Raw genomic sequence first — 23,140 nt, 5'->3', positions numbered from 1 at the left:
ATTTCCCAGCGATTAATTGATTGGTTAAAGTGGAAGCAACTGATTTTTTCCTGATTAATTCCTGAGGCCATGATGCAAGAACTCGATACGATCGTAAATTTGGCGGCTAATCCGATTTTGGATGCGAATTTTTTATCCCAGTGTAAACGTACCCTGGATGAAAAGGGCGCACTGGTCTTGCATCATTTCCTTAGCCCGGCCGCGCTGACAGCGATTAAGCAGGAAGGCGATGAAAATCGTCATCTGGCCTATTACACCAGCAGCAATCACAATGTGTATTTACAGAAACCTGACGCTGGACTGCCGTCCACGCATCCGCGCAATCGGCAGATTGTTTCCTCAAAAGGCTGTATTACGGATGAAGAGATCCCGCAGAATTCGGCGCTGCGAGCTTTGTATGATTCTGCGGATTTTCAAGCGTTTCTGTGCACCGTGTTGGGAGAAGAGCAGCTTTATCCCTACGCTGACAAGCTTTCTTCAATCAATTTGCACTACGCCAGTGAAGGCCAGGAGCTGGGCTGGCATTTTGACAACTCCTCGTTTGCTATCACCTTGCTGATTCAGAAACCGCAGGCTGGCGGTGTGTTTGAGTATGTTGAAAATCTGCGCAACGCCGACGCTGGCGACATGAATTATGCTGGCGTCGAGAAGTTGCTGAATAAAGAAACGGAGCCGAAAAAACTGGGTATAGAAGCGGGCGATTTGGTACTGTTCCGCGGTCGCAATGCCATTCATCGCGTTACGCCTACTGAGGGAGATACCACGCGTATGTTGGTGGTGCTGGCCTACAATTCTCAGCCTGATATTTCGCTGTCAGAAACGGCGCGAATGACTTTTTACGGGCGCATTTAACCTTCTATAAAAAGGATGCGGGTTCTACGTCGAGTGAATCAGCATCCTGTTGTTATTATTGGCTAGAGCGTTGGCAGTGCGCTAAAGGCGCGATTAAAAATTTGTTGGGTGCGCAGCTGAACCAACTGCTGCCAGTCTTTATCCTGCGGATAAAACCCCTCAAACAGTTCACCCTTGATTTTTTTGCCCTGTGCACTTTGCGGGTCGCCATGAAGATGTAGCCAATGGTCATCGCGGACCAGATGATGCATCGTTTCCCCGTCATAGGTTCCGCACTCAATCACCAACTGAATCAACTGCGCGTCTGGCAAATTGTCGAGCATAAACTGAGACAGGTAGCCGGTTGCAGTGGCGGTTACGCCGGTATCGCTGCCCATATTTTTGCCCGTGATCAGCACATAAAGCCACGGGCCAAATACGTCACGCGCCTGCTGTAATGCCGGATAAGCTTTTTGCGCGATAGCCATCAGCATCGGATTACCGTAGGCCCCGGCACCTGTATGCAAATCAAAACTGATAATGGTTTTGGCGTGGGACAAATGGGTCTGAATAATTTTTAGCAGCGTGCGGTTTGACCAACTTGGCTGCTGACCACCAAAGAAAATACCGTCGGCGTGAACGTATTGCCCGGCTTCAACAATTTTCTTCACCTCAGCCCACCCAGACTCCTGTGCATGTTTATCCATCAAATCATCTGCCGCGGCTCGCTGTGGGCCATTAAGATCTTTACTCAGATAAATATCATGTAAATCTTCATATCGCGCATTGGCTGGCAGCGGTTGACTGAAATCTACGAAGTTTCGATTCAGATCCATGTTGTCTTCGTTAACTCGGCGAAGGTGCGCGGTCCCCCAAGGATTGATCAAGTGGATCATCACTACGGCGGTATCGGCAGGCAGGGGATCGGCAGAGTTCATTTTCAGCCAGTCAATCTGGCTTTGCGATCCATAATAGCCTTCAATGCCGTGGGTGCCTGACACTATCACCAATAAACGTGAGGCAAGCGGGTTACCGAGAATGGCGACATCGGTTGCCAATGCTTCACCTACCAAGCCCTTTAAGGGATGGGGATAGTGTGTAACCTTGGCACCTGCTGCTTGTGCTGCCGCAAGAAAGCTATCACGTTGAACGCTGAAATCTGGGAGTCGCACGTAACCTTGCAGCATCAGTATTTCCTTATTTAATTTCTGGATTGTCAGCCAGCATCAGGCTGGTCGAGTGGCACTAGGACTTTTTGTTATAGACTTCAAAGCTAAAGTATTTTTTCTCAATTTTCTCAAAAGTACCGTTTTGATGAATAGCGACCAAGGCCTTGTTGATCATATCCACGTGCTCTTTATCGCCTTTACGCAGACCAATGGCCGTACCGGCACCCAGATATTTCGGATCGTTCAGCATCTCGCCACTAAAGGCAAAATCCTTGCCAGCTGCGGTATCAAGGAAGCCCGACTGGGCCGCCGCGGCATTCGTCAGAGTGGCATCAACGCGGCCAGACTGCAGATCCTGATTCACTAAATCCTGATTCTGATAGGACACAACGTTAATCCCTTTGCTCTGCCATAGCGCTTGAGCGTAGGCTTCCTGAATGGTGCCCTGCGCTACGCCGATGGATTTACCTTTTAAAGATTCTGGAGTGGGCAAGATACCGCTGCCCTTTTTAGCCACCAAGACGCTTGGAATATGGTAAAGCATGTCGGAGAAATCAACCTGAGCCTGGCGCTTTGGCGTGACGGACATGGCGGACAATACTGCATCAAACTTTTTAGCATCGAGAGCTGGGATGATGCTGTCAAAGCCGGTTTCAACCCACTGGCATTTCACCTTTAACTCCTGACAGATGGCATTGCCCAGGTCGACGTCAAAACCCACCAGGCTGCCGTCTGCCGCCTTAGTTTCAAAAGGGGCAAACGTTGGATCAACACCGAAGCGCAAAACTGATTCTGCATTGGCGAGAGAGCTAAACGAGGCCAGAGCCAGCAGGGTAAATAACGCGCTTTTTTTCATCAGAAAATCCTCAGGGTAAAATGATGGCCGATCTGAGTAAGATACAACCTATCTTTAAAATTTCATCCGAGAATACCTGAGTGACGATGCTTTCAAAACACAGGAAATAAAAACAGTTTATTGCTCCATCCTGAGGTGATAGAACAGGAGGAATATAGGGTAGGGAGTGAAATGCAGGGAGTCTTTCTCTGAATACTTGGGGGGATAATTTATGAAGATCAGAACTGCAAAACAACAAGATGCTCAGGGATTATGGCAATTACGTAATCGCGCGTTTCGTCATGGTTGTGCCGAGGTTTATGAGTCGTCAACCTTAAGCGCCTTTACGCCCGAAATCATGCCGGAGGGAATGAAAAAAGTCATCGCAGAAAATCAGGTTTTCCTCATCGACGCATCAGAGGGAACCACGCCCTGTGCGTGCGGTTATCTTGACTTGGTAACCGGGAATGTCGAGGCTATTTTTACATTGCCGGAGTATCAGGGCAAAGGCTTGGCGTCGGCGATTATTTCGGCCATTAAGCAGCAGGCCAGAAGCCTGGATATCAAACAACTGACGTTGTCGTCTACACCGAATGCGGTGGGATTTTATGAAAAACAGGGATTCAGCGTGGTGTCGCGTGGAAAATATTTCTCTCACTCAGCACAAACGGATCTGGACTGTGTTGAGATGATTTGGCGGGATCGATAAGATCCCGCCATTTTATATTCCTTACTTAAATCGTTACATCCTCGACGTTAGTAGAATCAATGATTGGCGGTATTTTAGGTACTCAAGCGAGTGATGGCGAAAGTATGGCTTTACTCATAAACACTCTGCTACTGCCGGTCGGGAGGCAAGGAACTTCTCCAAAGCGCTGCCAGCCGTGCTTGGTGTAAAAATCGGGGGCCTGGAAACTGAGGGTATAAAGCACCGCCGCGGAGCATCCCCGTCTCGCGCCTTCTTGCTCAAATTGACGCAGAATTCTGGAACCCAGACCTGAGCCTCTAAGCTCTTTAGGAAGATAAAACAGTTCCACAAACAGCAGACCGAGGGAAGATCGTCCGAGCATGCCGCCCAGCACTTTGCCCGTTTCAGGGTCTTTAACAACAATAGCCAGCGACTGCCTGTCCTGAATGCCAGCAGTGTCGACATTAAAGCTATCCAGCCCATCACCAATGACCTTTTTTATTTCATCATCAATGACATCGGTCATTTGTAACTGATACTTTTCCATCCCTACCTCGGTCAGTACTTTATAAGTAAATTCTGCACCGATAATGGCGTTGAGCCTGAGCAAAGGTCAAGTGAATCCCCCGTGTCATAGCCCACCTAAATGAGGGTGTAGGAAGGGCTAGCATGGTTTTATTCATCATTGTGGCAGCAAACGTGCAGTTTGTTACCCTCGAGGTCACGGAAATAAGCGCCATAATAGTTTGCGTGATAGTCAGGGCGCAGGCCCGGTTTTCCTTCACATTCGCCGCCCGATGCCATCGCCGTTTTATAAATTTCATCTACAAGAGCACGTGATGATGTAAGAAATGCCGTCATTTGACCATTCCCCGGAGTAGCGGCCTGTTTGTTCTGAGGACGGGTGATCACTAACAGCGGCCGATCGGCCTCGGCGAGCTGCCAGGCGGCCCAGGGTACGCTGCGGTCGCAAAAACGCAGCTTCAGGCCAAGCGGAGTCAGCACCGCGTTGTAGAAAGAGAAGGCTTGTTCAAAATCGTTAATGCCTAATGTTATGTGTGAAAACATCGCTGAACCCTCTTTAGCTAACGATAGTGTGAATTATTTATCTAATGAGCATACTGATGAGTTATCGATGAGTAAAATACCGATATTTTTACGCCAACAAATGCAAGGCCGTCATAGGCTGGGTCGCGTGCAATCAGTGCGCGATAAGGCACGTCGTCATCAGATAAATCAAAAAGCATGATTTAGCTCACTGGCAGGAATGGTGGGAAAAGCATAGAGGATTTCGTCAATACCGGGCGATGATTTTTGGACGTTGATTTTAATAGAGGATTTGCGCGGATGGCTAACGCTTGATAATGAGAGCTCAGCTCCTATGTTTGAGTTGCCGAGGCATAAATCCTCGGCTTTCAACGAACTAACGGTCCTTCGTCGACTGTGAAACAACGGAGCCTGCGAGTGTTTGAGTCACCTCATTAGACGCAGGATTTTTTAAAGCCGTGGAGGCGATAGTTTGCAGGTCTTCGCCAGTCTGATTTTCAGTTCCAGACTGAGAAAGTACAGAACCGGCTAAGCTTTTCTCAATGGCTGAAGCTTTGGGATTATTGAGAATTTTTGCCGCGAGATGCGAAACGCTTTTAGATGATTTCTTAATATTCTTCGCCATATATATATTTAACCTATGTAGGAGGTGAAATGCATTTATAATTCTTATGTTATTGATTTTAATGAAAATAAAGAGGTTCCACATTATAGGCTAAGTGGCGAAGTATCAACCTTATGTTAGGTCTTTCGCTTAGTTACATGACCGATGTCAATTAATGTTAGGCGAACGTGCAAGCATGTTTTTATCAGGTTAAATAAGTGAATGAATTTGGGGGGAGGGCAACGGGCTGGGGCAAGTCGGCTGGGAAAGTTGTTCTGCACGGAGGTGGTTGGTAGGTAAAAGGAAAATGTGAGTTCAGGTTTGTAGGGTAGGCCTATCGGTTGGCTAATGGGTGGAGTTGCGGTCTAGAAGTTGTCCATATTTAACATTCTGAGTGTATCGACAGTTATTGGTTGAAAATGATTTAACTTAAAGTTTTACTAACAAATTAGGTAAAACCAGCAGTTATACCTTTCACTAACAACAGCGAGTCTAGGGATGAATTTTTTTAAGGTTAACTTAGGGGCAGTTACGACGAGGTCCTCGAGCATAAGTTTCTGTGGGCGCCACAGTTCAGCTTTAACGAAATAAAAGAGACCAAGTATGTCAATATAGGTTGGTCAGCTGTAGCTAAGGTAAAAAAGGCGATGTAATATTTTGCTATCGCAATGGTGAAATTTTATGCCTAGCTAAAGCCCTGTCTGATTGTTACCCAGCAGATCGACCTCAAAACCTAACATTTGATAAATGGCAGAAGGAGGGCTGGAAAGTAGATGTTGAACTAACCGAATTCCGGATCCTATTAAAGCCGATGAATTTAAAGATTTTTTCATCGAAAATTATAATACTCAATGTATACCTAAAGTTTTCACTTCAAAAAAACAATGTGCGCAGTTTTATATGTCAGCGATCCCTTCAGCAGCTGGCGTATTGCTTTTAAGTCATATCCAAAGTACTGCATATATAGTTGATAACTTCGACATGCCTGATAACACTATTGAAAAAGAGGATGTCGCGGATCGAGATACAGTCCGAGAAATTATGATCAAGGCTAGAATCGGACAGGGGCCCTACAGAAAGAATCTCATCGACATCTGGAATGGCAAGTGTTCAGCAACCGGCCTAGATTATACGGAACTTCTGATAGCTTCCCATATCCTTCCTTGGTCTCTTAGTGAACCACATGAACGCATCGACCCATTTAACGGTTTTCTGCTATCTCCCAACATAGATAAGTTGTTCGATAAGGGCCTTATTAGTTTCACTGATGAAGGCGCACTGTTGTTAGGTAAATTAATTACCGATGAGGTTCTCGAAAAGTTAGGTCTCTCGAAAAGCCTGGAAATTTCCGCCATCAAGCCGCAGAACTTGCCGTACCTTGCCCGGCATCGAGAGCTGTTTGAATTTCAAACAAAGTAATGAGTAAAGCAGGCTTTTAGGTCAGTATAGATTCGCCATATCTGGCCCCTTCCATGAATAGGCCTACTGTTTTGGACTACATCGTAGCGTAGGCCTAAAGGCAGTCCAATAAATGGTGGATATACGAGGACGATACTGGACTATCACGGACACAAAAAAGCCCGCAGACCTTGTGGGGTGCGGGCTCTTCGTACTTCTCCGGACTTATCTGGTAATAACCGGAGTACTATTTGGGCTGGGGGAAGTTGAGAAAATTAGCTAACTTAATGTTTTAACTAGTTAATTACGAATTCAGGTTTGTGGTGTATACCTAAACGTATACCAATGCAGATAATCGTACTTCGTTATGTTCATATTTTGAACGCTTTGAGTAGGGTGCCTCTGACTAGCCTACGCGATACAAAAAGATTTATAGAAAAACTGGTCACAGTGTTCACTTTTGTATTAATGATTATAATAAACAGTTAGTTATGCGGTGATTAGTAGATGAAATCAGTTCACTATAAGTGACGAGTTGATGGTCTGCACATTAAATGAACTTGCAGTTTTCGAGTCTTATAATAAGTTAATCGTTTTGCTTAAATTCTTAGGACAGGTGCTATCAAAGATAACCTGTCCATAAATCAACCAATAGTTCCAGAACTTCATAAAGAGGATGTTTTCTCTATACTTAAATTTAACGTATAACCTTTTATTGAACCTTCAAAATTTTCTTTGGTAACTGAAATTCTATAATTACTCTGTTCTATTTTCATGTCCTTTGAATGATTAACTAAGTTATCTATGTCTACATTGATTTCTGGAGCTGCTTGAGAAATTAGTTTCGTGCAGGCTAGTTTTAGAAAATCAAGTGTTATATTTGATATCGGTAAATTATTAATATGTGATCGTATCTTGAATTTTTTTACTGAGTTCTGGTTTCCGTAAATATAAAATGCAATATTATCTTTAATGATTTCTCCTTCTCCAATTTCAATCATGGGGCTATATGCCCACCATTCATCTTCTGAAGGATGATAATCATTAGTCACTAAACCAATTTTAGATAATAAGTTTTTGGCAATAAATGGTGACCATGTGCCGTATTGTCTATTTATTGATGCGTCGGATTGGTTTTTAATTCTTTCTTTTATCTCATGTATTTTATCATTAAGTTCATCGATGTTATTAATGTGATTTAATTCCCGAATAAGAATACGCATGTTATTAACATCGTTTCTGAATTTCATGATGATTAGAAGCTTGGCTTTTTTTAAAATTTCTTTGTTATCGAATCTAAACTCCAAGCTAACAAAGGCAGTTTCATAGGCTTGAGTTAAATAGAATATGTAAACGAAAGGTAAAAACATCAATGATAGAGTTATAGGGGTTAGAAACTCAGTTAAGTTATTTTTTGAAAATGTCTCGAAGGGAGATTGTAGGGATATATATAATGAGTGAATGAAGTAAAAAATGACAAAGATAGATAATAAATATTTAATAATAGTGCTGACTTTTTTAGTTTCTTCTTTTATATCGCCTACTACTATAAGTAGAGATAAGAAAGTGATTATAGGCAGTATGATCATTTCTGAGATAAAAGAGAATGTTTGTAACTCCATTATGAAAATCAATATTACAGTAATGCTCAGTGTATTTTTAACTTGTTTTTTGAAGAAGTATTTTTCTTCTTCAACTTTTTTTATTTCAAATAAAGATGCAAATGCAAAGGTTATGCTCCACACAATAGTGGTTTTAAGATTGTTGATACTCCAAATCCCTAGATTATTTAAAACTGTTATGCAAACCATTACCCACCCCGCTGCCATCATTAGTGGGTAAAGTATTTTCCTATGCATAAATAATCTTAACATCTCAAAAAGCAATTCCCTGATGTTCCTTTTTGTAAAAAAAAACAGGAATAGAATGAGCGTGTAAATGATCACCGCATATTCTCTGTTGTTGATTTCCATGTTCATACCCGCCAGAGTTATAGGTTTTGTTGATTTTAGAAAAAAGTAAAATATTTTGTCATAAATTTATTTAGTAAAATAGTAGTTTTATTAATAGGCATTCAATGACTGCATTTCCCTTACCTATGGGACAAAAGGCCTGCAAGCAGGCCAAAATATCAATCTAAATGCACAGTGATTTCATACAGTACAAATTCACGTTAGCTTAAGGCGTTTCGCACTTCGGCAACCAATCCGCCTCACTGTCATCGTTTAAGGTGAGGTTGGTCTGCATTCCCTGATTAGTCTTCCGCTTCAAAAATTCAATTTCATACTCCCTTAACGTTTGCGGTACAGCCCGACCAAAGGCCGTCAGGCTCATAGGGCGCTGATGCCCTCGCGCTTCCATAAACGACAGGTATGCGTGATAGAGATACTTGCGCGGGTTAGCCGGAATAATGTTGGCGTTGCCAATATAAAGGCCGTTTGGTGTGCTGACAGCGAGCAGGTAACCGCAGAAATCTACCAACGGATCGGCACTGCGTTTTATTTCCAGTGCTTCATCGGAATTCTGCTGTTGCTGTAACAGCTCGCGTGCTTCACTAGGAACGGCAAAGCGTTGCATCAGGTGGCGAACGATGACGGCCAATTCCTGACCTATTTTCTCTATCAGTTGTGGATCTCGTTCATTCGTGGGTATCACCTCGGGGAACGTGATGATCACGCGCCTACGCGAGACACCGCCGCTGCGGTCACTGAACTGCATTGGATTATTGTTCACTGCCAGAATAACCGCCGGAATATGTGTTGAATAAGCATCACGATATTTCGGGTCAATCGCTACTGCATCGCCGCCAGTGATGGCTTTAATTCCTGCGCCGTCGCCGCTCCATTTCTCCTGGTCGGGCAACACAATCAGTGAGTATCCGACCACAGAAGCACGCTCACGTGCGGATTCCAAAGTCTCAATGCTTGCGGAAGTAGTGTTGTCTTCTCCCGCAAGCATGCGCGCTATGGCTGCCATGACGCTTTTACCGCTGCCGCCTGGTCCTGTCACTTCAAGGAACAATTGCCAGTCATACCGGTTCGCCAGAACCATGAAAAGCGCCGCGAGAATGCGCTCTTGCTTATCACTTTGCTGGTTTGCCGCCCGCGTCAGCCATTGCCAGAAGTTAGGGGCATGAGCTGCAAGGTTTTCACCTGCTTTATATTGTGTGTAATCAACACTGTTTACTGTTCGCAGCCAGTTGTTTGGACTATGAGGACTAAAATGTCCTGTGACGGTATCAAACACTCCATTGCGGAACCCTATCAATCTTCTCGCCGGTTTTCCTGTTTGAGGCACCATCAGCTTCAAGGTATCGATAATCCCGCTAATACCAGGTGCAGAGAAGGGCGCGCGGATTTTTTGAAATAAAGCGGCGATCTCACGGCTGAGAACACCGTGAGGTAATACCTGCCACGCACCGTTCTCATAGCGGCAGAGATCTTCTCCCACCTGCGGCACAGCTAATCGTTGTTCATAATGGGTTATTAATAGTTCCGCTTTCTCGCTTGCGCTCATGGATTTAAGGTCTGCGTCACTGACCGTATCGAAAGAGCTCTGCGGAGATTTCTGAGTATAAGCGCGGAGCTGTTCCAGCGTCTTATCACGCCCTTCCTGCATGAATACATCATTCCAGTCACCGGCAACCAAGGGGATCACAACCTTCCCGCTGAACAGATTTGCGGCTTCTTTCGCTTTCTTCTGTCCTGTTCCGTTCTCATCATTATCTGCCGCCATCAACAGAACGGCGTCAGGGTATTTCTCCCGAAGGCACTCAGCCAGATGAGGGAAGTTATTGGCACTCAGTGCCACATACACGGTTTCGCCCGTCAGCGCATGTATTGTCAGGCCGGTTGCATAGCCTTCTGCCATCCAGATAACAGTGTTGTCGTTCCCTTCAAAATGATGAGCGGCGCCGGTAACCTGCCCACCCGCAAGTGTGCATTTTTCCCCCGCCCCGTTAATGAGCTGGGCGTTGACCAGGTGACCTGACAAATCATAAAGCGGGATGACCAGGTCACCCGCCGCGAAATCTATGCCGCCCACGTGCAGACCGCAGCCCTGTAAGTTCAGCGCTTCCTTATCCGGCCAGCCTTTATTCTTCAGATAGGCATTGCCTGCCGCTTTACGGGCGGCATTCACCAGCGCTCTGGCCTGACCGGCTGCCCTATGGCGGGCATTGTCTTTTTGCTTTTGTTCTGCGGCCTCGTCGTGATGAACCGTAAGAGGCTGAACCTCTCCCAGAATTTCAGCCACCTTCACGGCGGCTTCTTTCACACTGATATCCAGTTTTCTCTCAACCAAGTTTAATCCGTCACCGGCACCGCATTGGTTACATATCCAGGTGCCTCTTCCTTCACGATTATCGAAGCGAAAGCGGTCTTTTCCCCCGCAAACGGGGCAGGGAGAATGATGCCCGTGAGGGGCAACGTTTATTCCCAGCGCGGAAAGAAGCTGAGGCCAGCGGCCTTTTGCGGCGCTCACGGTGTTTTTAACAATCATTTGTGTCATGTGCGCCTCTGTCAGTGCAGCGTGGTATGTGGAGTGGTGTGAAGACAAGGCCGGAACAGCTCGTCCATCATGGATTCTCCGAGCGGTGTCAGGCGGGGTTTTGTCACCAAAATATCGGGCTGCACCATGTCGCGGAGCATGGCACAGGCGATGTCCATACCCAGCTTTGCGCCGTGCTGACGGACATAGTAGCTTTCGACTTCTTTTGCGATGGTCATTTGCAGTTCATCAAGCGAGTAGCCGGTTTCAACGCCGTAGGCGGTACAGGCATCGAGATAAGCCTGTGCGAGGGCGCGCCGGTAGAGGGCGGTGAGCACTTCAACCGGCAGGCAGGATTGCTGAGTCGTATTCATTCGTAGACATCCTCCATTTGCGTTTTTATGGCGGTCTCGCAGGTGTCTACCACTTTGCCGAGCTGGTCAGTCAGCAGCGCAACAACGGAGGCCATGGAATTCAGCTGATCGCCGCTGGGTACATGCCCGAAGGTGTCCTGTGTATCAAGCATGTCGAGGAACATCACGCCGACGTTGTGCGCGTGTTGCAGACGCAGGAAATCAGCATGCGGGATAGGATAATGGGTGTTGGGAAAATAGAAGGAAGCGAGCTTGTTCATGCGGCCTCCTGAGCGGGCAGGCGACCGGCAAAACACAGCACATAGTCGCGGGCTAACAGGCGACGAGCAGAATGTTCACTGTCGGCGGTGGAGCGCAGCATGCAGACCGGCGCTTTAGGTTCAGCGCGGCGAACGGCGGCGAACAGGAACGTAAATTTTGGGTGTAAGGATGCGAGGGTAGTAGCCAAAATATTGGCCTCCATAGTTAGCTGATTACAGCTACCACCGAAGTTCCTACACTTTTGGGTGGTAGCCCAGACGGGGGTAGGAATACCGGCAACTATGGAAACCGGCCAGCCCGAAGGCTGCCCCGCCTGAGCCACCATTGCTTGATAAGCACAGAGGTACAAAAACCACTGAGCAAGTAACAGGTGCGCTAAGGCTACGACATAAAAAAACACGCCTGGCGCGTGTTGTGTCGCCATAGTTAAACACGGGTTCCTACGCCCGGCTGCCGATTTTGCGGCAGCACAAAAACTATAGAGCAGGGGCTCGCCAGATAAAAGCCTTTTTTGAAGCATTAGCCGTTTCTCCTTAGCAATCGGTCAGGACTTGATCGGACTGCTGCGGATTTGATCGGAAGTGTGAATCATCCCCTGAAATAACGCTTTCGGTTGTTACGGACAACACGCCCAGGGTATTGCTGGTAAATGCAGGCAAAGGGTTTTTTCTGCCGCAGGCGGCAGCCATCAGGCCTTCAGCCAGATAGGCCGCCTCTTGTGTATTGAGCTGGATATTATGATGACCGACAGACAGAGAAATCATTGCATGGTCTCCTGAGCGCGTGCGGCGATGCGGTCATTCATCCAGCCCTCAATCTCGGAGGCCAGCCAGGCCACATTCTTGCCACCGAGAGAAATCTGGGCAGGAAATTGCTGACGGCTGATTAAGTCGTACAGGGTTGAGCGGGACAGGCCAGTGGTGTGGATCACTTCCGGCAGTCGCATAAAGCGATCGCGTGGGTAAACCGGTGGCATCACAGGGGCAGAAGAAGGGGGCGTATTTTGAGCGGTGGAGAGCATGGTGCTACCTCATATTTGTATCCGACTGGAAGCGTCCAGTACCGGCTGTTTCGTTAAGGAGCCCCCTATTGTGAGAATATTTTTGCGTTTAGCAACAAGCCTCCGAACGACAAAACACCTGAAATGCTTTGTATTTTTTTTAATGGGATTTGAGCCACTTTGCCAATGATTGCCAATGTTAATCAATAATGCTCAATGCTACTCAGTAGGTTATTTAACGCTCAGTTGGTTAAGCTGTTTTAACGATTGAAATTAATATATCAATAGGAATAAACATTTATTTATTTTTTGGCTAGCCAGAGAAAGATTTGCAGACAGTGAAGAGTAGTGAAAAGGAAGTGAATACCTTTAGGCAAGGTGTTCACTGCTTAACTTAATGATTTAATGATGTTTTATTTTATAGTGAACAGTAGTGAATAGTATTTATAGAAATATAAACTCTCTCCATTTTCATGGCTTACGTCTCAGTCTGTTGTACCAGCGCTGAACAAACGCCTTCAAATAGAAATGTTGTGCCAGCCTCCCCCACAATATCCTCACATTGACAACATATTGCTGAGGTATGCCATGAAACCCGATTCAACCAAAACCGTCGAAGCCGTTATCCAGGACTTTCTTCAGGTCAAAGCCGGTCACAACGAAAAGCCATCACCAGGGAACGCGGAAGGTGCTATCCAACACTTTGAGCAGGCCAAAGCGGCGTTTGCTGAGAAAAAGCGTGCACTTGATGAAATTGAAAGTTCGATTGCCCGCTGCGCCCAGGAAAAAGAAACGGCGAACAGCGAAATCAAAGAGAACGAAGAGAGCTGGCGTTCGCGTTTTCGCAAGTCACGCGGGGTTATGACTGACGAACTCAAGAACGCGCACAGTCACCGGGCTATTCAGCAGGGATTGGTTAAAGAGTTCGATGACCTGATTGAGGAATTGAGTGTCGAGAAAGAATCAGCGATGTTGGATTGTGCTAATGTCGGGGATGCGTTGATTAGCGCCCACCGCAGCGCACTCAATGCCTATGCTGACCATCAGTGGCGACTGGCCATCAACAATCTCAGTCCGGCGCTGGTGCGCGCTGTGAAACTTAAACTTCTGGCATTATCAACGTCAGCTACCAGGAAACACAATCCGGTCATTATGTAGAGCCCGCCAAAATTATCAGCGCTGAAATTGGCAAGGCGCTTATCGTGGCGGCTCGCATCGGTCAGTTAAACATGGATGCTGAACCTGTGCTGGAGAAAATTGGGACGCATTCTCCTACGCTGCCTGGTGTAGATGTGCCGCTATTAAAAAGCCCGATAAAAAGGCAGTTACTGGCCCGTAAACTGGCAGAGCGTGCTGCTACAAGTAAGGAGTAACGACAAATGATGCGCTGCCCACTTTGCAGCTCTGTTTCTCACATTCGCACAAGCCGTTATATCACCGAACAGACAAAGGAGTCTTATTATCAGTGCACCAGGCTGGAGTGTTCATGCGCATTTAAAACAAATGAAAGCGTCAGTAAAATCGTTAAAAGGGAAAATATGAAGCAGAAAATATAAATTTCAGCTTGTTTCAATTCCCCAAAAAATGATCTCAAGTGCCGCTTTCGAATAAGGCGGCATTTTTCATTAATACGGTGCAAAACCCTCCCTCCTGACAGCCTTTTCTCTGGCTAGCCTGTCCTTGTAAGCTCTGCATGCATAGGGCGCATGGTTTTGCATGCAATTGGGAATGCTCAAAATGGCTCAAAACCCTTGCTACACTGGCTTTCAGAGGCTTTACTTCATGCATTAAAACCAGTGAGCTAAGTCAGCAGCGGGCAGGCGGGGAGAATTGCGCGCGCTGCCTTTTCGCAGAAAACTAAACTTGCTGAGTAGGGAATATATTTCTTATATTTCTACTAAAATATGATCCAATAGATGACGCATTCATTAATTCGTCATATGTGTCATTAGGAACATTGTAGTATTCATAGATTCTTCCGCTGAGGAATTCAATTTCCAACGTCTGAGTATCGGCATCATAGCCAATAGATGATATGTTTGATGAAGCTACATTGACTCTTAGCATTATTTTTCCTCGTCTTTTAGTGGTTTTGATTTTCGCCAAGCTTTAATTAAAGGGATATAATCATCTTCAGTATCAGTATTATTACTATTCCATGAGATAGATACCTGAGGGTCAGCACTATCTGGATAAAAACCTTCAGGAGGAAGTTTTATTTTACATCTCGAAGGGAGTTTAGTCGCCTCACCAATGACAATAGCTTCCCCAGTCCTGAGGATAGGAAGACTATCGATTAATGCACTGAGACCATCTGACATTGCTGATTTTACTCTAGAGCGATCATTAGAATTACTTAAACGGAGAGCAAAGAGAGTGCCGCATTGCGAAAGTATAGTTTCATCTATTTCTGATGGTCTTTGACTGACAATCATTGCACCAACGCCAAATTTCCTACCCTCTTTGGCAATCCGCTGCACCATATATTTAGATAACCCACTGTCATTAATGGATAAGTATCGATGGGCTTCTTCAAGAACCAGAAGAACTGGCCTTTTCTTCATTCCAATGGCTAAATTCCTACCCCAGATGGCAGCTTCAAATATGATGTCAAGAATTGAGCCAAGTAACATATCTAATTGAGTTGAAGGCATTCCCGACAAATCAATTATTGATATGGGCTTGTCATGACCAATCCAACTACTTAATAGTGCATTAATATCTTTTTTTATTATTCCATTAGGCTGAGGGGTATAATCATCAGGCGATAGGAAAAAAGAAAATTGATTGTCTAATAACCGACACCTCATTTGTTCTAAATTTCTTGTGATAAGGTTGTTGCCACCTTTTTGAGGAGGTTTGGTTCCGGGGTTAGCTGGCAAAAACTTAGGGGGAATTAATTTACTACTATCACCTTTCTGATCATTATTATAAGCTGGGTTGATTTTTTCTTCATCTAAGTATGTTACAGTATCATTATAACAGAGTTCGTGCCAAATCTTTTTTATATCAAAAGGAATTGGAGAGTAGGCCGTAATTTTATCTTCATCAATGTAGTTGAGGTCGTTTATTTTGGCGAGATTTTTCTTATGTTCAGTAATCATTTCAAGGACGTTATTTTTACTGGTCTCATTTATATTACCACATAAAAAATCAATTAATTTTTCTGGGGATATGGACCAATAAGGAACTACGAGTTTCTCTTCATTTTCTTTTGGTTCAATAGAAAATGTCTTAGATATATCTCTTAGTGCAGCCGAATACTCACCGTGAATATCAATAAGGATTATCCTGGCTGAGCTGCTTTTTAATACTGATTTATTACTTATAGAGCGTAAAATACTAGAAACACTTGTTGATTTTCCAGAGCCTGTTGAGCCAAGAATTGCTGAGTGCCGTGTTACTAATTTATCTACATCAATATTTACGTCTATACTCTCAGAACTAGATAGTTTCCCTATACAGACCATGTTCTGTCCATGATCACCATAAATTGTTCTAAGATCCTTATCTAGTACTAGATGAACTTCATCATTTACTGATGGATATTGGCTGATTCCACGCTCAAAAAAACCGCCAGAACTTTCGCCAATAAGTTCAACTGTTAATAATCGTCGATCAGATTGTATACCATCAAATTCATCAATTAGTGAAGACTCGTTACTGGCAGCGATAACGCCATATAAGTTATTATAACCTTGTGGTATTCGGATAAAGCTTCCTACTTGCCCTACTTTATGCGTTCTCCCTTCAAGCATGAGGAGACCTGAACTGACTTTACTTGATAGCCTCAAAATTATAGATGAGCTGGATATTGATATGACATTACCAATTGAAGTAGAACTACTCATTATTTTCATCCTCATCGCGAGGTTGTATGAGCGATTGGCTTGATACTTCGCCCCCAGCAATGGCCAAAAACCTAGCTAGAGACTTAAAATCGCCAAGAATAAAGTTATTTTCATGTAAGTATTCTTTCCTGACTATATCCCAATTCTTGCTAGGAAGTTCGCCAGTCTTCCATTGAGCCTTTATTGAGTTAATAACTGCGCCATTTCTACAGTAAATGCTTAAGTTAGGATTTTTTAAAGCTAGATTAATAGCATCATTTTCATATTCTAAGTCTTTATATTGAAACGCAATCACAGCACTTGTAGGATTTGCTGAAAGACATTCGCTTATTTTTGATGAAATATGTGCATCTGCAAATGAGAAACCTGTTGTTAACAATAATGTATCTGGTTCCATTAGAAAGTTTTTAAGTCTTTCAAATAATGATGAGAACGGAGCTGCTTGAGTCTGTGTATATTTGATATGTGACGGGTATACCATTGATGATTCTTCGCACTCAGGAACCCTAATTACCTGTCCATTATCATTCATCTTCCATCCTATTGAACCGTGAAGCTTCCACAACCTTACCCAGCGGGGAGGTAGGTCATTAGTGGAAATACTAGACGGGTCAAAAAATGCGTTTCTTGAACCGGTGAAACCATCAAAAAATGGTGTTTGGGAACGCTCTAAGGCATCTTCACATAACAAGTCGTAGTTCGTTGTGAATATTTCAACGCCGTGTATTCTATTTATTCCGTTTATCCATGAAACAAGTTCAGAATATGGATTAGGCCCATCAGGAAGTTGTTTGCTAACAACTTCTTTGATTGCTTTACAGATTGATTTTTCTAAAGATTTGTAACCCAGTGAGTTTGCACCGTATACTACATGCTCACCAATAACATCGGCTAAAGTGCGTACCTCTGATAACAGTTTTTCTAGGTTAAAATCCGCAGATTTTTGCGAAATGTTAGTGAAAAGGGCATTTTCGCTTTCATTTAAACGTTCTCTGACCTGCTTTGTTAATCCTTCAATATTCGGTATTAATGGTTCATACACGCCATTCATACCAATATTTATACTTACAGGAGCCCCTGCACCAATAAGGACTCCTATTTTTTTTCTCCCATTTGTAACAATTTGACGAAGATCAAACATGTATCTATCAGGATTATGTATAGAGGTAACCATTGATCATCCTTTTCAATTTTCAATTTTTAAAAATGATTTCTGGTATGGTCTCCCCACCAGTTCATTAAAGATACTCTTTGTTCTAAATATGTCGAACGATTATATGCACGCCTTACTTCATTTTTATCACTATGCGCTAAAGCTGCCTCTATTACGTCAGAGTTGAATCCTGCTTCATTCATGGCTGTGCTAGCGATAGAACGTAGGCCGTGGGCAACGAGCTTTCCCCCATACCCGATACGTTTCAATGCTGCATTCGCAGTTTGGCTGTTCATAGGCTTACGTGGGTCATTGCGGCTAGGGAAAACGTACTGACGATTACCACTTATTGGACGCATGATTTCCAGCAGCTCTAAGGCTTGTTCCGACAACGGGACTATATGGTCGCGCTTTGCTTTCATACGTTCTGCCGGAATACACCACTGCTTATTCTCTATATCGATCTCTGACCAGGCTGTTGCCGATGCTTCGGCAGGGCGTATTAACGTCAGTAACTGCCATTCAAGCAGGCAGCGGGTTGGTATTGATAAATTGCTCATCGAAATGGTGCGCATTAGCTTGGGCAGTTCTTCAGGGCGTATTGTGGGCATGTGCTGCTTCTTCGGGCGTTCAAAAGCATTACCTATACCTGAAGCTGGATTTGCCCCAATCAGTCCAACATTCACCGCATAAATCATAATTTCATTGATGCGCTGCACTAACCTTCTGACCGTCTCCAATGCTCCCCGCGCTTTGATTGGTTCTAACACCTGGATCAAGGCGCGTGCTTTCAGCTCCTGAACAGGAACATTTTCAATACTCGGCAGGATGTCTTTCTCAATAGAACGCCAGATATCTTTAGCATGGTCAGCGCTGACGTGACTTTGTTTCAGCTCGAACCATTTACGTGCAACATTGACGAAAATGCTTTCCTGAGCGATCTGGAGCTTTTCAGCTTCTTCGCCAGCTCTTGCTTGCGGGTCGATCCCTTTGACTAACATCGCCAGCTTCTCAGCTCGGACTTCTCTGGCATCAGCCAGTGAAAGTGCAGGGTAAGCGCCAAGGCTGATCATGGTGCGTTTTGATGTGTTAGGAACCTGATAGCGGAAACGCCAAATTTTCTTGCCGGTGGTTTTGACCAGGAGAAAGAGTCCGTCACCGTCATGTAAGGTGAGGTCTTTATCAGTGGCTTTGGCTTTTTGTACTTCGGTGTGGGTGAGGGGGCGTGTAGTCCGCGCCATGCAAGGATCTTCCCTAATTGGTATACGTTTATTGGTATATATCTTAGCGTATACCAATTCGTATACCAATAGACGCCGGTTTCAGGCGGATCTTCTCGGACTTCTACAGACACAAAAAAGCCCGCAAACCTAGAAGGGATGCGGGCTTTCAGGACTTCTCCGGACTTATCTGGTAATAACCGGAGTACTATTTGGTGGAGCTGGGGGGATTTGAACCCCCGTCCGAAATTACTACGCCGTTGGCACTACATGCTTAGTCCAGTCATCACATTCACCGGTTAGCTGCGGACGGACACGCCACTAACAAACTAGCCTGATTAGTTTTAACGCTTTCACCCCAGGCAGGATGTCTACGCGAGCTCTTTTGGGTTTGACCTTTCTTGATCCCCGTCCTAAGAGCGGAGGCTAGGGAGAAAGGGAACCTTCAGTGTATTAGACTGATTAAGCTGCTAAAGCAGCAGATTCGAATTGCGAGTCGTTTGCAATTATTTTTTTTGCGGTTTTTTACGAGGCCTCCGCACCTCGGCATGCACCTTGGGTTTCGCAAATCCCGTCGAATCCAGAATCAGCCCCAAAGAACTGTTAGCAGTATATCAGAACTTTACCCCGTTAGGCCAGAGACTTAACGTTTGGCGTTTTTCATAATACGTGCTTTATCAACTGCCCACTCGCGATCTTTGGCATTATCGCGCTTGTCGTGATCTTGCTTACCTTTAGCCAAACCGATTTTGACTTTGGTCCAGGCATTTTTCCAGTACATTGAGAGAGCAACTACCGTATAGCCATCGCGGTTTACCTTACCGAACAGCTTATCAAGTTCACGTCTGTTCATTAAGAGTTTACGGGTACGCATCGGCTCGCAGACAACATGGCTCGAAGCAACGTTCAGCGGTGTAATGGTTGCACCAAACAGGAAAGCTTCCCCGTCTCTGAACGTCACATAACTGTCAGCTATGTTGGCTTTGCCCGCACGCAGTGATTTTACTTCCCATCCTTGCAAAGAAATACCTGCCTCAATTTCATCTTCTATGAAATATTCATGGCGAGCGCGTTTGTTCATTGCAATGGTTGCGGAACCGGGTTTATGTGCTTTTTTCTTTGTCATAGTGATACTTATTATACTGTAAGCACTGGCGAAAGAAATCCCCTGTACGTTTACTGACGTAGTTTTTCACAGCTTGTGCTTTATCTTTCCCGAGATTTTTGCCCGAGGCGCGATAAATGATATGATCTGTATGTTTTATGACACCTGGAAAATGATATGCCACATATAAGCCGTTCTGCGCTAGTGCCATTTAGCGTGGAACAGATGTACAACCTGGTAAACGACGTGGATGCTTATCCGCAATTTCTTCCCGGCTGCACGGGAAGTCGCGTACTGGATAAAACTGATAACTCAATGACGGCCGCAGTAGACGTTGCTAAAGCGGGTATCAGCAAAACTTTTACCACCAAAAATACCTTAACCAGTAATCAGAGCATTGATATGCAGCTCGTTGATGGACCTTTTCGCAAGTTGATGGGCGGTTGGCATTTTACTGCGCTCAGCCCAGAGGCATGTAAAGTTGAGTTGAATTTGGATTTTGAATTCACCAACAAACTGATTGAACTGGCTTTTGGTAAAATTTTCAAAGAGCTGGCTGGTAACATGGTGCAGGCTTTTACCCAGCGCGCGAAAGAGGTCTACAGTGTCTGAGGTCTCTGTCGAGGTCGTTTATGCCTTACCGGAGCGTCAGTATCTAAAAACTGTAAGACTTGCCGAGGGCAGCAGCGTCAAACAGGCCATTGAGGCTTCTGGATTATTGGAGTTACGTCGTGAGATAGACCTGGACAGCAATAAAGTGGGTATTTATAGCAGACCAGTAAAGTTGAGCGATGTGGTAAGCGACGGTGATCGAGTCGAGATTTATCGGCCTCTTATTGCCGATCCGAAAGAGCTTCGTAGATTACGGGCTGAACAGTCTAAAAAATAAGGCGCTTAAAGCGCCTTATTTTTTTACCCTGAAAGATGTTACTGGCTGGTGCCAATGGGCATCAAAACCGGGATATCAGGAGTTCTGGTCGTCAATTTTTGGCTTGTTGTTAACGTTCGTCAACACACCTGCCTCATTAAAGGTCAGAGTCAATGTCTGTTGCTTGACGTCTTCATGGCTTGGCCACTGGCGGAACACATAGAACCAAGTGTTGTTGCCGAATGGGTCATCCATCATTGGTGTACCAAGGATATAAGCAACCTGTTGCTTGGTCATCCCGGTATGGATCTTCTGTACATCAGCAGGAGCCAGGTAATTTCCCTGATTAATATCAGGACGATAAACGACCTTTTCCAGAGTGGAACAACCGGCAGTAAGCATCAAAAGTGCTCCGGCAACGGCAGTCAGCGTTTTACAGCGCATAGTCTTTACATTCCTTTAGGGCATAAGATGCAGATGATAATAGACCTTTCATCAGTTTGAAACCTTTGCAGGGCACCAGTATGACCGCTGAAATGTAAAAAAGTTGAGGTTTTTACGCCGCTAACAACTCTTTTGCATTGGCAAGGGTGTTACGTGTGACCTCACTCCCTCCCAGCAGACGGGCTAATTCCTGCAAACGTGCTTTTTTATCAAGCCGGCTCATCTGAGTTTCAGTCACTTCGCCATCTGTTTCTTTGCTAACAAAATAGTGCTGATGACCGCAACCTGCAACCTGAGGTAAATGGGTAACGCACATAACCTGCGTTGACTCACCTAGCTGGCGCAGTAGTTTACCGACAATCGCAGCGGTTGGGCCACTGATACCGACGTCAACTTCGTCAAAAATTAGCGCTGGAGTTTCCATTTTTTGTGCGGTGATCACCTGAATTGCCAAGGCAATACGGGAAAGTTCGCCCCCGGAAGCTACTTTTGCCAAGGCTTGCAAAGGTTGTCCCGGGTTGGTGGTCACCTGAAACTCGATACGGTCAGCGCCTTCGATACTCAAATTTTCCGGAACAAATTGTACCTGAATATTGAATTTTCCGTGAGGCATTGAGAGTGTTTGCATGCTTTGGGTGATCAGTTGAGTCAACTCATCGGCAAAATGCTGGCGTTGCTGGTGCAGCGCGTGGGCAATGTCTATTGCCTGTTGGTGATGAATGCTTACTGCCTCACTCAGTTCAGCCTGATTGGTTTCCTGCTGGTCCAGGGCGCTTTGTTCTTCAAGCAATTGACGATGCAGCTCGGGTAGCTCTTCCGCCGACACGTGGTGCTTACGCGCCAGGGCCATCTGCCGTGACATGCGTTGTTCGAGCTCAAAAAGGCGATTAGGATCCATCTCAAGCCTTTCGCTGTAATGACGCAGTTCATCGCTGGCTTCGCTAATCTGAATTGACGCGTCGTCGAGCATGACGATCAGGTCATTCATCTTTCCATCTAGCTCTGCCAGCTCGGTGAGCTTGGTTTTAGCCATGTAGAGCAGGGTGCTGATGTTTTGATCTTCACTGTCGCTCAATAGATACAGCGCACTCTGGCTAAGAGAGAGCAACTGACCACTATTGGCCAAAAGTTTGTACTCTTCATCAATTTGCTCATATTCGCCCTGCAGTGGAGCAAATTCATTAAGTTCTTTGAGTTGATACTGTAGCAGCTGACGACGAGATTCTCGTTCGTTGACCTGCTGCTGAAATTGCGCCAGCAGGCGGCAGCTTTGGTGCCAGTTTTGGTAGGCGGCACGCATTTGTGAAAGCAGGAATGACTGCGCTGCATAGGCGTCAAGCAATTGCTTTTGATGCTCTGGTTTAACCAAAAGCTGATGTGCATGTTGGCCATGGATCTGAATCAGATGATGGCCGATTTCGCGAAGCTGTGACAAAGGCACCGGCGTACCGTTTATAAAGCCGCGAGAGCGGCCATCGGCGCTGATTGTGCGGCGCAGAAGGCAGTCTTGACCCTCATCGAGCTGATTGTCAATGAGCCACTGTTTGGCTGAAGGTGTATCTGCAAGCGTAAAGCGTGCACAGACATCGGCACGTTGGGTGCCCAAGCGAACAGCATTGCCATCGGCTCTGCTGCCCAAACAAAGGCCCAAAGCATCGATGGCGATGGATTTACCTGCACCGGTTTCGCCGGTTATTGCTGTCATACCCGCATGAAAATCAATTTCTAACTCGCGAACAATGGCAAAGTTATTAATGGTTAATTGCGCTAGCATGATCACCTTCCTGTATAAAAAAACAGACCT

Annotated in this window: 28 protein-coding genes and 1 other RNA gene; 8 read left to right on the top strand and 21 right to left on the bottom strand. The window is 45.2% G+C overall.

The features are described 5' to 3' along the window. Window positions 1-72: 72 nt before the first annotated feature. Window positions 73-852, top strand: coding sequence for a 2OG-Fe(II) oxygenase (locus GA565_RS20815; RefSeq protein WP_152201677.1), 780 nt, complete (start codon window positions 73-75; stop codon window positions 850-852). Window positions 853-914: 62 nt separating this feature from the next. Here GA565_RS20815 and GA565_RS20810 read toward each other — a convergent pair whose 3' ends face one another. Continuing rightward, window positions 915-2,018 (bottom strand): DUF2817 domain-containing protein, encoded by a 1,104-nt coding sequence (locus GA565_RS20810; RefSeq protein ID WP_152200535.1) that lies wholly within the window; start codon window positions 2,016-2,018, stop codon window positions 915-917. A gap of 58 nt (window positions 2,019-2,076) precedes the next feature. After that, window positions 2,077-2,856: an ABC transporter substrate-binding protein gene (locus GA565_RS20805; RefSeq protein ID WP_152200534.1), complete on the bottom strand. Its 780-nt coding sequence runs from the start codon at window positions 2,854-2,856 to the stop codon at window positions 2,077-2,079. Between the two features lie 211 nt (window positions 2,857-3,067). Between GA565_RS20805 and GA565_RS20800 the strand changes: the two genes are divergently transcribed. Beyond that, window positions 3,068-3,544 (top strand): GNAT family N-acetyltransferase, encoded by a 477-nt coding sequence (locus GA565_RS20800; protein WP_152200532.1) that lies wholly within the window; start codon window positions 3,068-3,070, stop codon window positions 3,542-3,544. Window positions 3,545-3,626: 82 nt separating this feature from the next. Here the strand turns inward: GA565_RS20800 and GA565_RS20795 are convergent, their stop codons facing one another. The 4 genes from GA565_RS20795 to GA565_RS20785 all read right to left on the bottom strand — a co-directional run bounded on the left by GA565_RS20795 (window position 3,627) and on the right by GA565_RS20785 (window position 5,195). Continuing rightward, window positions 3,627-4,070 carry a GNAT family N-acetyltransferase gene (locus GA565_RS20795; protein WP_152201676.1) on the bottom strand — a complete coding sequence of 148 codons (444 nt, stop codon included), beginning with the start codon at window positions 4,068-4,070 and terminating at the stop codon, window positions 3,627-3,629. A gap of 128 nt (window positions 4,071-4,198) precedes the next feature. Continuing rightward, the gene (locus tag GA565_RS20790) at window positions 4,199-4,591 is read right to left on the bottom strand and encodes a VOC family protein (protein WP_152200530.1); all 393 of its coding nucleotides are present in this window, start codon (window positions 4,589-4,591) and stop codon (window positions 4,199-4,201) included. Between the two features lie 41 nt (window positions 4,592-4,632). Further along, window positions 4,633-4,770 carry a hypothetical protein gene (locus GA565_RS24680; RefSeq protein WP_193312012.1) on the bottom strand — a complete coding sequence of 46 codons (138 nt, stop codon included), beginning with the start codon at window positions 4,768-4,770 and terminating at the stop codon, window positions 4,633-4,635. A gap of 176 nt (window positions 4,771-4,946) precedes the next feature. Beyond that, window positions 4,947-5,195 carry a hypothetical protein gene (locus tag GA565_RS20785; protein ID WP_152200528.1) on the bottom strand — a complete coding sequence of 83 codons (249 nt, stop codon included), beginning with the start codon at window positions 5,193-5,195 and terminating at the stop codon, window positions 4,947-4,949. Window positions 5,196-6,074: 879 nt separating this feature from the next. Here GA565_RS20785 and GA565_RS20780 point away from each other — a divergent pair. Beyond that, on the top strand, window positions 6,075-6,593 hold the full coding sequence (locus GA565_RS20780; protein ID WP_152200527.1) for an HNH endonuclease: 519 nt from the start codon (window positions 6,075-6,077) through the stop codon (window positions 6,591-6,593). A 644-nt stretch (window positions 6,594-7,237) separates the two neighbouring features. Here the strand turns inward: GA565_RS20780 and GA565_RS20775 are convergent. From GA565_RS20775 to GA565_RS20745, 7 genes are all read right to left on the bottom strand, one after another. Further along, window positions 7,238-8,545: a hypothetical protein gene (locus tag GA565_RS20775; protein WP_152200525.1), complete on the bottom strand. Its 1,308-nt coding sequence runs from the start codon at window positions 8,543-8,545 to the stop codon at window positions 7,238-7,240. A gap of 205 nt (window positions 8,546-8,750) precedes the next feature. Further along, window positions 8,751-11,081 (bottom strand): primase-helicase zinc-binding domain-containing protein, encoded by a 2,331-nt coding sequence (locus GA565_RS20770; protein WP_152200523.1) that lies wholly within the window; start codon window positions 11,079-11,081, stop codon window positions 8,751-8,753. 11 nt (window positions 11,082-11,092) lie between these two features. Continuing rightward, window positions 11,093-11,434, bottom strand: a complete 342-nt coding sequence (locus GA565_RS20765; protein WP_152200521.1) for a DUF5375 family protein — start codon at window positions 11,432-11,434, stop codon at window positions 11,093-11,095. Further along, window positions 11,431-11,694: a hypothetical protein gene (locus tag GA565_RS20760; protein ID WP_120160895.1), complete on the bottom strand. Its 264-nt coding sequence runs from the start codon at window positions 11,692-11,694 to the stop codon at window positions 11,431-11,433. Before GA565_RS20760 ends, GA565_RS20765 begins: the two co-directional genes overlap by 4 nt. Beyond that, on the bottom strand, window positions 11,691-12,215 hold the full coding sequence (locus GA565_RS20755; RefSeq protein ID WP_152200520.1) for a host cell division inhibitor Icd-like protein: 525 nt from the start codon (window positions 12,213-12,215) through the stop codon (window positions 11,691-11,693). The genes GA565_RS20760 and GA565_RS20755 overlap by 4 nt, the downstream gene beginning before the upstream one ends. 13 nt (window positions 12,216-12,228) lie before the next feature. Beyond that, window positions 12,229-12,459 (bottom strand): hypothetical protein, encoded by a 231-nt coding sequence (locus tag GA565_RS20750; RefSeq protein ID WP_152200518.1) that lies wholly within the window; start codon window positions 12,457-12,459, stop codon window positions 12,229-12,231. After that, on the bottom strand, window positions 12,456-12,716 hold the full coding sequence (locus GA565_RS20745) for an AlpA family transcriptional regulator (protein WP_152200516.1): 261 nt from the start codon (window positions 12,714-12,716) through the stop codon (window positions 12,456-12,458). The genes GA565_RS20750 and GA565_RS20745 overlap by 4 nt, the downstream gene beginning before the upstream one ends. Before the next feature lie 567 nt (window positions 12,717-13,283). Here GA565_RS20745 and GA565_RS20740 point away from each other — a divergent pair. Genes GA565_RS20740 through GA565_RS20735 form a run of 3 tightly spaced genes read left to right on the top strand, consistent with a single transcriptional unit; the run spans window position 13,284 to window position 14,251 of the window. Continuing rightward, on the top strand, window positions 13,284-13,853 hold the full coding sequence (locus GA565_RS20740; protein ID WP_152200515.1) for a hypothetical protein: 570 nt from the start codon (window positions 13,284-13,286) through the stop codon (window positions 13,851-13,853). A 44-nt stretch (window positions 13,854-13,897) separates the two neighbouring features. Further along, window positions 13,898-14,068, top strand: a complete 171-nt coding sequence (locus GA565_RS24675) for a hypothetical protein (RefSeq protein WP_193311947.1) — start codon at window positions 13,898-13,900, stop codon at window positions 14,066-14,068. Window positions 14,069-14,074: 6 nt separating this feature from the next. After that, window positions 14,075-14,251, top strand: coding sequence for an ogr/Delta-like zinc finger family protein (locus GA565_RS20735; protein WP_152200513.1), 177 nt, complete (start codon window positions 14,075-14,077; stop codon window positions 14,249-14,251). Window positions 14,252-14,552: 301 nt separating this feature from the next. Here GA565_RS20735 and GA565_RS20730 read toward each other — a convergent pair whose 3' ends face one another. The 6 genes from GA565_RS20730 to smpB form a co-directional block, all read right to left on the bottom strand. Beyond that, window positions 14,553-14,762, bottom strand: a complete 210-nt coding sequence (locus GA565_RS20730) for a KTSC domain-containing protein (RefSeq protein ID WP_152200511.1) — start codon at window positions 14,760-14,762, stop codon at window positions 14,553-14,555. Beyond that, entirely contained in the window at window positions 14,762-16,546 is a 1,785-nt protein-coding gene (locus GA565_RS20725) for an ATP-binding protein (protein ID WP_193311946.1), read from the bottom strand. The genes GA565_RS20730 and GA565_RS20725 overlap by 1 nt, the downstream gene beginning before the upstream one ends. Further along, complete coding sequence (locus tag GA565_RS20720) at window positions 16,539-17,720, bottom strand: SIR2 family protein (protein WP_152200509.1); 1,182 nt, start codon at window positions 17,718-17,720, stop codon at window positions 16,539-16,541. Before GA565_RS20720 ends, GA565_RS20725 begins: the two co-directional genes overlap by 8 nt. 26 nt (window positions 17,721-17,746) lie before the next feature. Next, window positions 17,747-18,940: an integrase domain-containing protein gene (locus GA565_RS20715; protein WP_152200507.1), complete on the bottom strand. Its 1,194-nt coding sequence runs from the start codon at window positions 18,938-18,940 to the stop codon at window positions 17,747-17,749. 192 nt (window positions 18,941-19,132) lie between these two features. Next, window positions 19,133-19,513, bottom strand: a transfer-messenger RNA (tmRNA) gene (gene ssrA / locus GA565_RS20710). A 49-nt stretch (window positions 19,514-19,562) separates the two neighbouring features. Next, window positions 19,563-20,045 carry an SsrA-binding protein SmpB gene (gene smpB / locus GA565_RS20705; RefSeq protein ID WP_152200505.1) on the bottom strand — a complete coding sequence of 161 codons (483 nt, stop codon included), beginning with the start codon at window positions 20,043-20,045 and terminating at the stop codon, window positions 19,563-19,565. Window positions 20,046-20,201: 156 nt separating this feature from the next. On the opposite strand from smpB, the gene GA565_RS20700 reads away from it, so the two are divergent. Both GA565_RS20700 and GA565_RS20695 read left to right on the top strand, forming a co-directional pair. Next, window positions 20,202-20,636, top strand: a complete 435-nt coding sequence (locus GA565_RS20700; RefSeq protein ID WP_055776509.1) for a type II toxin-antitoxin system RatA family toxin — start codon at window positions 20,202-20,204, stop codon at window positions 20,634-20,636. Continuing rightward, window positions 20,629-20,913, top strand: a complete 285-nt coding sequence (locus tag GA565_RS20695) for an RnfH family protein (protein WP_152200504.1) — start codon at window positions 20,629-20,631, stop codon at window positions 20,911-20,913. The genes GA565_RS20700 and GA565_RS20695 overlap by 8 nt, the downstream gene beginning before the upstream one ends. 75 nt (window positions 20,914-20,988) lie before the next feature. On the opposite strand, the gene bamE is transcribed toward GA565_RS20695, so the two are convergent. Both bamE and recN read right to left on the bottom strand, forming a co-directional pair. After that, on the bottom strand, window positions 20,989-21,336 hold the full coding sequence (gene bamE / locus GA565_RS20690) for an outer membrane protein assembly factor BamE (RefSeq protein WP_055776515.1): 348 nt from the start codon (window positions 21,334-21,336) through the stop codon (window positions 20,989-20,991). 112 nt (window positions 21,337-21,448) lie between these two features. Next, a complete protein-coding gene (gene recN, locus GA565_RS20685) occupies window positions 21,449-23,110 on the bottom strand; it encodes a DNA repair protein RecN (RefSeq protein WP_152200502.1) in 1,662 nt (553 codons plus the stop codon). Window positions 23,111-23,140: the final 30 nt, after the last annotated feature.

The sequence above is a fragment of the Rouxiella sp. S1S-2 genome (assembly GCF_009208105.1).
Classification (GTDB): Bacteria; Pseudomonadota; Gammaproteobacteria; order Enterobacterales; family Enterobacteriaceae; genus Rouxiella.
This window is presented reverse-complemented; position numbering and strand designations above follow the sequence as displayed.